Source organism: Aquitalea sp. LB_tupeE, assembly GCF_013391415.1.
In the GTDB taxonomy this organism is placed as follows: Bacteria; Pseudomonadota; Gammaproteobacteria; order Burkholderiales; family Chromobacteriaceae; genus Aquitalea.
This window is the reverse complement of sequence record NZ_JACAXB010000005.1, coordinates 1-12998: the sequence shown is the minus strand read 5'-3', so window position 1 is coordinate 12998 and position 12998 is coordinate 1. Positions and strand designations below refer to the sequence as shown.

Here is a 12998-nt window from a genome sequence, read left to right as displayed (position 1 = left end):
AACAAGGATAAAAGTAAGTTATTCAATGCGTGGTGCCGATGCTTTTTAATCAAACGATTTAAAAACATCCATTTTTATTCAAATCAGCGGCTAGCGGGAGCTAGGGAGGTCAAGATGGCTTTGGTTAAAAAGACACCGGTCAAGGTTGAAGCCGATCTGGAGGTGAAGAAGCTGGTCGGTCAGAACAGTTTGCGTGAGGCGGAAGCACAGCGTCGCAAGGCCAGAACACTGGCCAAGCAGCAACAGGCGGCAGAACGCATTGCTGCTGCCTGTTCACAACTGGCTTCCGGCATCAATCAGGCTGCGTCAGCTGCAGAAGAACTGCGCCGGGCCAGTGACCAGATTGCAAGCGGTGCGGAGCAGGCATCCGGTGCTGCCCAGCAGTCCTTGCGTGCGATTGACCATATGAGCCGGGATATTGCCGAGCAGAAAGTCGCAGCCAATACCGCCAAGGGCAAGGCCGAGGCCATGCAGCAGATTGCCCGCCAGATTAATGGTTCGGTATCGCTGACCATTGGCAATATCAGGCTGGCTGCCGAACGGCAAAAGACATCGACCCAGATGGTGGGAGAACTGGAGCGCCAGGCTTCGAATATTGGCGATATCGTCAAGGCAGTTGCCCGCATTGCAGACCAGACCAATCTGTTGGCCCTCAATGCCGCCATCGAAGCTGCACGCGCAGGCAAGCATGGCAAAGGGTTTGCCGTGGTGGCCGACGAAGTACGTACGCTGGCTGAAACTTCGGAAAAAAGTGCCAAGGAAATCCAGGAGCTGGTCTCGCAAATCCAGCAAGAGGTCAATGTGATCTCTACCCGCATCAATCAGGCTGCCACCACCATCGAGCAGGAAGTAGACAGAAGCAGTGTGATTACCAACCAGCTGGAGGTGATTCGCCTGGCATGTCAGGACATTTCTGCCGATGCGGTAACCCTGCTGAATGCGGCAAGCGAGTCGGAAAAGGCTGGTGAGCAAGCCATGCAGGGCGCAGAGGCGATTGCTGCCGCGGCTGAGGAGCAATCTGCAGCCTGCGAAGAGAGCAACAAAACCGTTGGCGAGCAAAGCCTGGCGCTGTCCGAGTGCGAGCAGGCCGCGCAAAGTCTGTCTGAACTGTCGGATGAGCTGAAGAACTCCACCGATATCAACAAGAGCGCGGAAGACGTGGCGGCTGCCGCCGAAGAGTTGTCTGCCAGTATCCAGGAAATCAATCGTTCCAGTTCCCAGGTCATGTTGGCGCTGGACCAGATTCGCAAAGGTGCCCAGCAACAGGCCGCAGCCACTGCACAATCATCTTCCGCCATCAACCAGATCGAGTCCGGATTGAAGCTGACCGAGGCTCGCTGCCAATCCTCGCTGGAAAAAGCCAACAACATCCAGGAATTGCTGGATGAGAACAAGAAGCTGATTGACAGCCTTATCAAGGTTATCGGGGATTCTGTGTCCGATAGTCAGGGCAGTCTCAAGCAAATCAAGGACCTGGCACTGATTTCACGCCGTATCGACAAGATTGTGGATGCCATTACCACGGTGTCGATCCAGACAAACATGCTGGCGGTGAATGGTGCGATTGAAGCGGCGCGCGCAGGCGAGTTCGGCAAGGGCTTTGTAGTGGTGGCGACAGATATCCGGAATCTGGCACATGACTCGGCCGAGAATGCCGACCGCATCAAGGACATGGTGAAGGACATCCAGGACCAGGTCGGCTTTGTGCAGCGGGATATCGAAGAAATCATGCAAGGTGCCATCTCGGAGGCCGACAAAGCCAAAGTTGTGGTGCAGGACATGCAGCAAATAGAAATCGATGTTGCCGATATCCTGGCCAGCAACAGGTCGGCGCTGGATAAGTCGCAGCTGATTGTTGCCATGGTGAGTGAAGTAAAAGGCGGTGTCGAGCAGATTGCCGGCGCGTCCGCCGAAGCTGAGAAGGCGGCGGAGCAGGCGAGCGTAGCAGCCAAACAGCAAGCACAAGGCGCTGAAGAGCTGTCTGCTGCAATCGAAGAGATCGCCTCTCTGGCGGATGAGCTGCAGAGCAACGGCTAAGCCATCGGCTGGAGAAAGACACCATGTCTACAAGTGATGAACAGGCTGCCGAGCTGCAGCTGGAGCCACCGCAGGATGATGAAGTCAGCGGTGCGGATGGCAGCCATTATGTGACCTTCTGCGTGGAGGGGGAGCTGTTTGCCGTCCCGATGGCGCCGGTACAGGAAATCATCCGGGTTCCCGGTATTGTCCACTTGCCACTGGCACCGACAGCCCTGGACGGCTTGGCCAATTTGCGTGGCAAGGTGTTACCCATTCTCTCTCTGCGTAGATTGTTCGGCCTGCCGGACCGTGCGGCGGATGAAGCAACCCGTGCGCTGGTCATCAATTTGGGTATGCCGCTTGGTTTCCTGGTGGATCACGTGGCCAGCGTGGTCAGCGCCCGTGACGAAGATATCCAGTCTACCGACACCTTGCCTGACAGTGCACGCAGTGAGTTTCTGCAAGGCGTGATCAAGGATGGGAACGGACGCCTCATCCTGCTGCTTGATTTCCAGGTTCTGATTGACCGTCATTTTTCCGGCATTCAGTTGCGACAGGAGCATGGTGGGTCTGAAGTTGCCCTGAGCGTATCGCAGCAGGAAATGTTGTGCGATGAAAGCGACGATGAACGTCAGCTTGTTTCGTTCAGTGTGGATGGTCAGGAATACGCCATTGATATCCAGGATGTGCAGGAAATCGTCCAGATGGATGGCCAGTTGGTGCGGGTGCCGCAGTCCGAGGCAGCACAGCTGGGCGTGGTTACTTTGCGCTCCCGACTCTTGCCGCTCATTTCGCTGCGCAGATTGTTTGGCATGCCTTACGACCAGGACAGAGAGCAGGACCGCGTGGTGGTGATTCACCTTGGCGGTGAGCAGATGGTTGGTCTGGTGACCGATAGTGTCAGCGAAGTATTGCGTGTGCCTTTCAACCTGATTGATGAAGTGCCGGGCATGTGGAATCGCCGCGAGACCCGCGAAATCAATGCCATTTGCCGGCTGGAGGATGGGGGGCGGCTGGTTTCCATTCTGGATGTCGGACAGATGTTCGATGAAGTAGAGCTGGCACGGACCGATGCTGCAGAAGAGGGAGAGAGTGATATGGCAAGTGATGACGGTCTTGTGGCTGATGCGGATGGTCATGACGAGGACGAGCAGGTGGTGGTGTTCCGGCTGGGCAAGGAGGAGTTCGGTGTGCCCATCATGTCGGTACAGGAAATCGTCCGCGTGCCGGAGCAGCTGACATTTCTGCCCACCGCACCCGATTACATGGAAGGCGTCATCAATCTGCGAGGCACGGTGTTGCCTGTGATTGACCAGCGCCGGCGTCTGGGGCTGGGCTCCATCGAAAGAAGTGAACGGCAGCGCATCATGGTGTATCTGCTGCGAGGCTTGCGCACTGGTTTCATTGTGGATTCCGTTGCCGAAGTGTTGAAAGTACCCCGCCATGCCTTCGAGCCTGCGCCTGACATGGGTGAAGGAAGCAGCCGGCTGATCTGCCGGGTGGCCAATCTGCAAAAGCAGGGCCGTCTGATCATGATGATAGACCCGGGAATGCTGCTGGACGACGGGGAGGTCGGCTCGCTGCAAATGTCACTGGAGCAGCCCGCCTGACGGCGGGGAGGAGGTGAGGATGGGAAGCAAAAAGATCAAGGTACTCGTCGTCGATGATTCGGCACTGATGCGCAGGCATCTGACCACATTGTTTGGCGAGCAAGAAGACATGCTGACCGAAACGGCACATAACGGCAAAGAAGCCATTGCCAAGCTGATGGAGTGGCAGCCCGACGTCATCACGCTGGATGTCAACATGCCGCAGATGGATGGTTTGCAGGCACTGGCGCTGATCATGGCAGCCCGTCCGACCCCGGTGGTAATGGTGTCATCGATTACCCGCGTTGGGGCAATAGCAACCCTGGAAGCCCTGGCACTTGGCGCTGTCGATGTAGTCACCAAGCCCGAAGGAACGATTTCCCTGAATATTGGCAGCATCCGTGACGAGCTGATCGTCAAAACACGGGCTGCCGCCTCCGCACGGCTGGGCAAAATCGCACAACAGCCGGCCATGGATACCGTGCCGCAAAGACCACGCAGACTCAGCCAGCCCACCGCCGCTGCACCCGTTGACGATGGTGAAATCAGTGGCATGGTACTGATTGGGGTATCAACCGGTGGCCCCAAAACGCTGGAGCTGATTCTCCCCCAGCTGCCGGCCGACTTTCCCCACCCGGTGGTAGTGGTGCAGCACATGCCTGCCGGCTTCACCCAGAGTTTTGCCGAGCGAATGGATCGCTACTGTGTACTCCCGGTACAGGAGGTGCACGCCGCCATGCCCTTGCGCGGTGGAAATATCTACATCGCACGCGGCGGTGCAGACCTGCAATTGTCCCGTCGCAAGTCGCTGGTGATGGCAACGCCACGTCCGGCAGACCCGGCAGTGTTATGGCATCCCTCGGTCAGCGTGATGGTTCGTTCGGCCATGGACTGTCTGCCCGCATCACATTTGACTGGGGTCATGCTCACCGGCATGGGCTATGACGGTGCCGATGAAATGACCCAATTGCATCAGCTTGGTGGCCGGACCATTGCCGAGTCGGAGGAAACCGCCATCGTATTCGGCATGCCAATGGAACTGGCGCGCCGCGGCGGTGCCAGCGTTGTTCTGCCTGCACATGCCATTGCCAGCCAGCTTATTGCCTGGTGCCAACAAGGGGAGAAGCGTCATGGCGCTCAAGAAAAGTGTCACGCCGGCTATTGAGGATGCGGCAGAGTCGCTGTCATTTGCCGATCTGATTACCCGGTTGTCCAGTGTTTCAGTCGACGAGCGTCGGCAAGCTGCACTGGCGCTGGGCCAGTTTCCGGAAGCCGTACTGCCCTTGTGCCGTATTTTGCCGGCAGAGTCGGATCGTGCGGTGCGTGATGCAGCGCTGGGCAGCCTGCGTCGCCTGGGTGGTGTCGAAGTGGCGCAACACCTGGCTGATTTTCTCCGTTCCGATGATCCGATGCTGCGTAACGGCGTCATCGAGGTATTGCAGGAAATGCCGGATGCCACCGCCAGTCTGGTGGAAACCCTGCTGCGTGATGTCGACCCGGATGTACGCATTTTCACGGTCAACATTCTGGAGTCGCTAAAGCACCCTGGCGTTGAGGGCTGGCTGATCAGCGTGGTTGAACAGGACATGCATTGCAATGTCGTGGCCACTGCAATTGACCTGTTGGGTGAGGTAGGCAGTCCACACGCCCTGGCCTCCCTGGAGTCGGCAGCAAACCGGTTTGCCGACGACCCTTTCATCCGCTTTGCTGTCGACATGGCCAAAGCCCGCATCCGTCAGGAATAGCACCATGGCACAGCCGCTGATCACGACAGAAGATTTCATGAAGTTCCGCGAATTCTTCTATCGCAAGACAGGAATCTATTTCGACGAGTCCAAGCGTTACTTTGTCGACAAGCGCCTGGCGGAACGGGTAAGGGAATCCGGTTCGGAAAACTTTCGTACCTATTTCACCATGTTGCGTTTTCAGGCCAGTGGCGAGGAGTTGCAGCAACTGGTCAATGACATGACGGTGAACGAGACCTACTTTTTTCGCGAGTCCTACCAGTTTGACTGCCTGGTGAACTCGATGCTGGAAGAGGTGGCCGCACACAAGAAGCCAGGAGACACCATTCGTATCTGGTCCATCCCGTCTTCGTCGGGGGAGGAACCATACTCCATTGCCATTTTCCTGCTGGAGCTGTGGCCAAAGATAGAACAGTTTGATGTGGAGATCCTGGCCTCGGATATCGATACCTCGATTCTGGACTCGGCCAAACAAGGCATATACAGCATGCGTTCGCTGCAATATCTGCCGAAAACCTATCTGGACCGTTATTTCGAACCGCACAGCAATCAGCGTTACCAAATTATCGAAGATCTGCGCCAGTCCATCGAGTTTAGCCGGGTCAATCTGAATGACCGTAATGACACGCGGCGCTTCAGCAATATCGACATCATTTTTTGTCGCAATCTGCTGATTTATTTTGATGACATCTCACGCAAGGATGCGGCGGATACCTTTTACGACTCTCTCAATCATGGCGGCTTCATTTGTCTGGGGCACTCCGAGTCGATGAGCCGTATTTCTCCACTCTTCACGGTGCGCAAGTTTCCGGATGCCATCGTTTACCAGAAACCTCGTTTCGGTTGAAAGGCTCAGGTATGAAACGCGTACTGATTGTTGATGATGCCGCCACCGTGCGACTTTATCACCGCAAGATACTCACCGATGCCGGTTTGAGCGTGGACGAGGCCGTGAATGGTATCGAGGCGCTGGAAAAGGCCATGCAGTCGCCCTACGACCTTTATATCGTCGACATCAACATGCCCAAGATGGACGGATATACCTTCGTACGGACCTTGCGTGCCGACCTGAGCCTGATGCAAAGCCCGGCCATCATGGTGTCCACCGAATCCAAGGAAGGTGATGTAGTCGTGGCCTATATGGCAGGCGCCAATGGTTACATCATCAAGCCGGCCAAACCGGTGGAGCTGACCTTGCTGACACGACTGTTACTGGGGGAGCCTGACTGATGAACAACCCTTTACTTGAACAGTTTGTGCAGGAGGCACGCGAAGGGCTGGAAACCATCGGCCGTGCCTTGCTGCAACTGGAGCATGCTCCGGATGACAAGGAAGTCATCAATGCGTTGTTCCGCAGCATCCATACGTTGAAAGGCAACAGCGGGCTGTTGGGACTGACGCCACTGGCCGGGGCTACCCACCATGCCGAAGACCTGCTGGACCAGGTTCGCAACGGCGTGCTGCCTTTTGTGGCCGACTATGCAGATATCTTGCTGGAGTGGGCCGACTTCGTGTCCGATTGCCTGGACGACCTGGACACCGTTGGTGAGTTGCAAGCATTGCGGGATGACAGGGCCGCGCAGATTGCCACTGCCCTGAAAGGCTGTCTGGGGGCGCCTGGAACAGCGGTGCGCCCGGTTGAGTCAGAGAGCCCGGCCGTGGTTGCCGACTGGTTGCAATCCTTTCCTGCCAACGTGCTCGAACAGGAAAAGCATGATGCTGCCCGTGAGAGTCATCCCCTGAGTGCCGTGCATTATCAGCCTGACAGTGAATGCTTTTTCAGTGGGGAAGACCCGCTGTTGCAGTTGCGCCAGGTAGAGGGTTTGCGCTGGCTGGACATTCAACCCGTCAGCCCCTGGCCCGACATGGCGGAACTGGACATCTATCGTTGTAATCTGGAAATCCGCTTTCTGTGCCGCATGGATGGTCAGGCACTCAAAGAGCTGTTCCGTTACATGGCTCCCTATACAAAGGTACGGCAATTGCAGGGCTCGACATTCCGGCCGGTCTTCTATCTGGATGAAGCCGAGTCTGATCCGCGTCCCCTGTCAGAAGAAGAGCACACGGCCTGGTTCAAGATTGTTGAAACGCAGCGCAAGATTCTTGAACTGCCGGCGGATGCCGGTATCTGGGAAGGGCGTTTGCAGTCCGTGGTGCAGACCCTGGCCAATCTTTATCGCTATCAGCAGTCGCAACCCATGCTGGAAGCGCTGTCCCAGGCCTATGACCGGTGCATCGAGCTCAAGAGCGCCGAACCTGTCCTGCGTTTGCTGCGTGGCGGAGATGGTAATCCGGCAGGTTTCGTCGATGGCGCCAGCAGTGCCCTGGCAGGCAGTGCTCCCGTTGCCGGCCCGGTACAGGAGGATGCTGGCCGGCGTACGGATGAATCTGCAGAAAAGGCCAGCCGGGTACTCAAGGTCAGCCAGGAAAAGGTAGACCGTCTGATGGACCTGATTGGCGAAATGGTGGTGGCCAAGAATGCGCTGCCATACCTGGCTGGAAAGGCGGAAAACCAGTTCGGCAACCGCGAATTGGCTCGCGAAATCAAATCCCAGTATCTGGTGATCAACCGCATTGCCGAAGAAATGCAGGATGCCATCATGCAGGTACGCATGATGCCGGTGGGCACCATCTTCCAGCGCTTCCCCCGTCTGGTACGTGACTTGTCGAAAAAACTGCACAAGCAGGTGGAGCTGGTTCTTGAAGGGGAAGACACCGAAGCGGACAAGAATGTCATTGAGCGGCTGGCCGAGCCGATGATCCATATCCTGCGCAATAGCCTGGACCATGGCATCGAATCACCCGAGGCCCGTCTTGCCGCCGGCAAACCCGCCCAGGGTTGCATCCGCATCAGCGCCCATCAGGAGGCAGACCGGGTCATCATCCAGATTCGTGATGATGGCAAGGGGATAGATCCGGTCCAGGTACGGCGCAAGGCCATGGAAAAGTCATTGATAGACGCAGCCAAGGCTGAAAGCCTGAGCGATGCGGATGCAATCCAGCTGATTTTCCATCCCGGATTTTCCACAGCCGAACAAGTTTCCGACCTGTCCGGGCGAGGCGTGGGCATGGATGTGGTGCGCTCCGCCATTGAAGCGGTGCATGGCAGTTTCCAGCTGGAAAGCAAGGTTGGGGAGGGTACCTTGTTGCAACTTGCTCTGCCGCTGTCCATGGCCGTCACCAATGTGATGATTATCGAGTCTTCCGGGCAGATTTTCGGTGTGCCGATGGAAATGGTGGTGGAAACCGTCAGGGTTGCGCGCAGCCAGATCCGTCATTTCAAGCACAATCGCTCCACCGTGTTGCGAGGCCGTATTGTTCCCCTGTACGGCCTGAATGCCTTGCTGGCGCTGGATGAAGAGCAGATGGCCAACGAGCAGGACGAGCTGGCGGTTCTGGTGCTGCGCATGGGGGCGGAAAACGTAGGCATTGTCGTGGATGAGTTCCGCGAAACCGTGGACATCATTCTCAAGCCCATGGAGGGCATCCTGGCACAACTGTCCGTGTATTCGGGTACGGCCCTGCTGGGAGACGGTACCGTCCTGATGGTGATCAATCCCAAGGAGTTGCTGCTATGCCTCTGATGTTTGAAGGGCACTCTGCCCGTTTGGTCGGACAGGTCGGTGTCGAAGATGCCGAGACACTGTTGGTCTGGCTGGCAGACCAGGAAGCCGCAACAGTCGATCTGGAGGATTGCGAGCACATTCATGCCGCTGTGTTCCAGGCATTGCTGGTCAGTCGCATCGTACATTTCAAGCCACCGCGTGATGGATTCATGGCCGGTTATGTATTTCCCTTGTTGCAGCGTGAAAGGAGTGAGGCATGAAAACCATTCTGCTGGTCGATGATTCCGCAACCATGATCATGAGCTTGCGCCAGACCCTTGAAATGAGTGGCTTTACCGTGGTTACGGCCGCAGATGGTGTGCAGGGGCTGGACAAACTGAAGACCGGGTTGCGCCCTGACCTGATGATTACCGATATCAACATGCCGAACATGAATGGACTGGAGCTCATCAAGGAAGCCAGAAAGTTGCTGCGCTTCACGCCCATTCTGGCGCTGACTACCGAAACCCAGCAGGCCAGTCGGGATGTGGCAAAACAACATGGAGCCACCGGTTGGCTGGTCAAGCCGATTACCGGCGCGGATCTGCTCAAGGTGATTCGCCAGGTGCTGCCAGGAGCCTGAACATGATGCGCGAAACAGAACCTGCCCCTGGCCCGCGCGCGAAACTGGCTCTCGTGCGTTGGGCATGTCTGGTGGTGGTCCTGCTGGCCACAGTCCTGTTGTGCTGGTCGGGCAGTGTCAGCTGGTACATGGTGCTTGCTGAAGGGGTAGTGCTGGCGGTCTGCCTGCTGACCGAACCGCGTGTCTCCGTATCGTCCGTACCGGTACAACAGCCAGCAAATGATCAGCAGACTGAAAAGATAGCCACCCAGCTGCATGCATATGCAGACCTCAATGGTTTCCTGCAAGACCAGCTCAAAGGCATAGAGCGCACGACGGAAGTCGCAGCCATCGGCGTTATGGAGGGGTTACAGGGTATCGAGCAGACAAGTCGACAGATTGTCTCGGAAACCGGCAACTTCCTGGAGCATGCATCCGGGCTGGTGGAGTCCTCCCGTCAGGAAGCCAGCATGAATCGTGAATCCATCACCGAGCTGGGCAATATGCAACGAGAAAGAGCCACGCGGCAACAGGAGGAACAGTCGCGTATTGCCAAGGTTTCTGTCGAGGTGGAGCGGCTGCAACCTTATGCCGAATTGATCCGTAAAATAGCCAACCAGACCAATTTGCTGGCACTGAATGCAGCAATCGAAGCCGCACGTGCCGGTGAGCATGGGCGCGCATTTGCGGTGGTGGCAGATGAAGTCCGCAACCTCTCAGTCCAGACCGACAGTGCCGCTGCGCAGATTACCGATGGCATTGCTGCTGTCACCGCTGCCATTGCGGCAGAACTGGAACAGATCATGCGTATGGATCTGCATGAACGCGAAGGTGAAAAACTTTCCCTTATTTCCAGTCAGTTCCTGCAAATGAATGACCACCTGACCGCAGTGGTGCAGGAACAGCAGGGTTTCACCTCTCACGTGCATGCGGCAGTACAGGCCATTGCGGGTGGCGTGGGGCTGGCACTGGAGAAAATGCAGTTTCAGGATATCGTGCGGCAGCAACTGGAGCACTTGGTGCGTGTTGCCTCCAGCTCGGCTGAGCATCAGCAGCAAATGGCAGCGAGCATAAAGCAGGGGGGGGGTATGGCAGTGCCTGATATCAGCACCATTGTCGGGCAACTGGGGGAGGGGCATGTGATGCATGTCCAGCGGGAGGACTTTTCCAGAAGGATGGGCGGGAAAGTCGAAAATGAGGCCCCAAAGGTCGAACTTTTCTAATGGTGCCACATGGAAACGTCCAGACTATCCAGGGTAAGACATCAACACCGACAGGCTAGTCAGGATGGCTCGCAGCAGAGCAATATTCCCTTGCGTCTGGCGGGAATGATTGGACGGGATTGCAACCCGGCGGATTTCTTTGCCGTACTTGGGGATGAACTGGCCGTAGTGTGTCACGCGCGGCATTGGTCTTTGCAGGTTCCCGGTCCGGTCGGGGATGCATGCATCTATACCCATGGTGATGCTGCGTGGCCTGAAACGGGCATCCAGTCCTGTCCGGTGGTGCTGACCGGCGGACGGTGCGGCATCTTGCTGCATGATGGTGAGGAAACCATCCAGCCGGATTCCATATGGCTTGGCTGGCTGGCCTTGTGTGAACAGCTGGCTTCGGACAGACAGCGTCAGCAACATGCAGAGCAGTTGCAACGCAATTTGCTGCAGCTCAGTGAGGCACTGTTCATCGCCGTACCCATACCGTTATTGCATATTGATGCATCAGAAACGATTTTGCGCATCAACCCCTCTGGCAGACACTTGCTGTGTGCAGATATTGAAGTCGTCAACCAGCTGTCCGAGTGCTTCCCGGAGCCGGAAACATACCGTGCTTTGCAGGAGATCGTCCGGCAAGGATTTGCCGGTGGCGAGGCATTCCGGTTTGAAAGAACCATGCGCTGCATGGACGGTACTGAGCGCAGTCTGATTATTGACGGGCAACTGGTACGCGCAGGTGCAGCGTTTGGCGGCATGATTCTGGCAGTGACTGACATGAGCCATTATCACCAGATAAATGTCAGTCTGGATGTAGCCAGGAAGCAGGCAGATCTGGCCAGTCAGGCCAAGTCTTCATTCCTTGCCGTGATGAGCCACGAGTTTCGCACACCGATGCATGCCATCCTGGGCATGCTGGAGCTGCTGTGCATGGGTGAACTGGATGACGAGCAGCGCGATTATGCCCAGGAAATTGAAACTGCAGCCAACAAGCTATTGGGCATGATTGACGATGTGCTGGCCTGGACCCGCCTGGAAACCGCGTCCATCCGCGCTGATGCGCAAACATTTTCCATCAATGGATTGATGGATGAACTGTTGCTGAGCTGTCGATCTGCTGCGGCGGCAAAGCAACTGGATGTGCGCTACAGCAACAAGCTTCCAGCTGATGTACTGATCAAGAGTGACCGGCGCTACCTGGGTAAAAGCATTGCCGAGCTGCTCGACAATGCAGTCAAGTTCACCAAGGTGGGCCAGGTATCAGTCAGCCTGGATTGCCTTACCGCTACGGCTCGGGATGAGCTGGTGATAAGGATTGAAGACAGTGGCATCGGCATGAGCAAAAGCGAGCTTGCCAGAGTAGGTGAACTGTTTACGCAAACTGACGGTAGTACTGCCCGCTCGCATGATGGCCTTGGCTTGAGACTGGCATTGGCACGGTCGCTGATTGGCTTGCTGGGCGGAACACTGCAACTGGAATCCAATAGCGGAGGCGGGATCAGTGCCACAGTGCAAATTCCCCTGCGTCAGGGAGAAAAAATATCAATTCAGCCGGGAGGGAAGGACCACCCGGTATTGATGATTGCACCGTCTGCCATGCTGGCAGATGTAGTCGGTCATTTGTTGCAGGAAAGAGGAATGCAGCTGATGCTGGCAACGACACTCGAAGATGCCGCCCTGATGATCAGTAGTCTTCAGCCGAGGCGAATCATTTACTGCGCTCAAGCGGATGACAGCATGACTTTTGCTGGTAGCAGGCTGTCGCGCTTGTTGTCAGAGACGGAGCAGTCATCATTATGGGTTCTGGCAGGCAAGCAAGCCGTTCCGCCACAGTCCGGAATTCTTTCCTTTACCGATGAATTGGACCTGATGCGCGCCGTTTGTCGGGAGTGGCCTTCTGAGCATCACCATTTTACTGTGGACCATCATGCACTCGTCGCCTTGTCAGGCGCAGACGTGGTGTGTGAGCAAGAAATACTGACCATGTTTCTGGAAGACAATGCGGACGACCTCAAACTGTTGTGGCCGGCACTGTCAAATTGCCGCCTGCCCGAGGCCAGGGCTTTGCTGTCCCGAATAGCCACTGCCTCAAGTCAGATAGGGGCCCATCACATGAGTGAAGTTGCACAAGCATTGCATGACAAGCTGGTGTGTCCATTGCAGCAGGAGGCGCATGCTCAAATTGCTACTTTATATGCATTGCAGTGTTCTGGAGAAGTGCTTGCTGGCAAGGCCTGAATCAGCTGCAGGTCGTGCAGCTTTCTTAA

Annotated in this window: 12 protein-coding genes; 11 read left to right on the top strand and 1 reads right to left on the bottom strand. The window is 56.4% G+C overall.

All coding sequences use genetic code 11. The annotated features are described in order from the left end of the window. Nucleotides 1-114: 114 nt before the first annotated feature. Genes HWX34_RS01000 through HWX34_RS00955 form a run of 10 tightly spaced genes read left to right on the top strand, consistent with a single transcriptional unit; the run spans nucleotide 115 to nucleotide 10743 of the window. On the top strand, nucleotides 115-2037 hold the full coding sequence (locus HWX34_RS01000) for a methyl-accepting chemotaxis protein (protein ID WP_178970583.1): 1923 nt from the start codon (nucleotides 115-117) through the stop codon (nucleotides 2035-2037). A gap of 23 nt (nucleotides 2038-2060) precedes the next feature. Beyond that, complete coding sequence (locus tag HWX34_RS00995; protein WP_178970582.1) at nucleotides 2061-3629, top strand: chemotaxis protein CheW; 1569 nt, start codon at nucleotides 2061-2063, stop codon at nucleotides 3627-3629. 19 nt (nucleotides 3630-3648) lie between these two features. Beyond that, nucleotides 3649-4773: a chemotaxis-specific protein-glutamate methyltransferase CheB gene (gene cheB, locus HWX34_RS00990; protein WP_178970581.1), complete on the top strand. Its 1125-nt coding sequence runs from the start codon at nucleotides 3649-3651 to the stop codon at nucleotides 4771-4773. Then, complete coding sequence (locus HWX34_RS00985; protein ID WP_178970580.1) at nucleotides 4739-5353, top strand: HEAT repeat domain-containing protein; 615 nt, start codon at nucleotides 4739-4741, stop codon at nucleotides 5351-5353. Before cheB ends, HWX34_RS00985 begins: the two co-directional genes overlap by 35 nt. A gap of 4 nt (nucleotides 5354-5357) precedes the next feature. Then, nucleotides 5358-6200, top strand: coding sequence for a protein-glutamate O-methyltransferase CheR (locus HWX34_RS00980; RefSeq protein ID WP_178970579.1), 843 nt, complete (start codon nucleotides 5358-5360; stop codon nucleotides 6198-6200). An 11-nt stretch (nucleotides 6201-6211) separates the two neighbouring features. After that, a complete protein-coding gene (locus HWX34_RS00975; protein ID WP_089085449.1) occupies nucleotides 6212-6583 on the top strand; it encodes a response regulator in 372 nt (123 codons plus the stop codon). Next, a complete protein-coding gene (locus HWX34_RS00970; protein ID WP_178970578.1) occupies nucleotides 6583-8937 on the top strand; it encodes a chemotaxis protein CheA in 2355 nt (784 codons plus the stop codon). The genes HWX34_RS00975 and HWX34_RS00970 overlap by 1 nt, the downstream gene beginning before the upstream one ends. Then, nucleotides 8928-9179 carry a hypothetical protein gene (locus HWX34_RS00965; RefSeq protein ID WP_178970577.1) on the top strand — a complete coding sequence of 84 codons (252 nt, stop codon included), beginning with the start codon at nucleotides 8928-8930 and terminating at the stop codon, nucleotides 9177-9179. The genes HWX34_RS00970 and HWX34_RS00965 overlap by 10 nt, the downstream gene beginning before the upstream one ends. Further along, nucleotides 9176-9541, top strand: coding sequence for a response regulator (locus HWX34_RS00960; protein ID WP_089085452.1), 366 nt, complete (start codon nucleotides 9176-9178; stop codon nucleotides 9539-9541). The genes HWX34_RS00965 and HWX34_RS00960 overlap by 4 nt, the downstream gene beginning before the upstream one ends. Continuing rightward, entirely contained in the window at nucleotides 9472-10743 is a 1272-nt protein-coding gene (locus HWX34_RS00955; RefSeq protein ID WP_178970576.1) for a methyl-accepting chemotaxis protein, read from the top strand. Before HWX34_RS00960 ends, HWX34_RS00955 begins: the two co-directional genes overlap by 70 nt. 24 nt (nucleotides 10744-10767) lie before the next feature. Here HWX34_RS00955 and HWX34_RS00950 read toward each other — a convergent pair whose 3' ends face one another. Further along, nucleotides 10768-11154: a hypothetical protein gene (locus tag HWX34_RS00950; RefSeq protein ID WP_178970575.1), complete on the bottom strand. Its 387-nt coding sequence runs from the start codon at nucleotides 11152-11154 to the stop codon at nucleotides 10768-10770. Between the two features lie 9 nt (nucleotides 11155-11163). Between HWX34_RS00950 and HWX34_RS00945 the strand changes: the two genes are divergently transcribed. Beyond that, nucleotides 11164-12969, top strand: coding sequence for an ATP-binding protein (locus HWX34_RS00945; protein WP_178970574.1), 1806 nt, complete (start codon nucleotides 11164-11166; stop codon nucleotides 12967-12969). The last annotated feature ends 29 nt before the right edge of the window (nucleotides 12970-12998 follow it).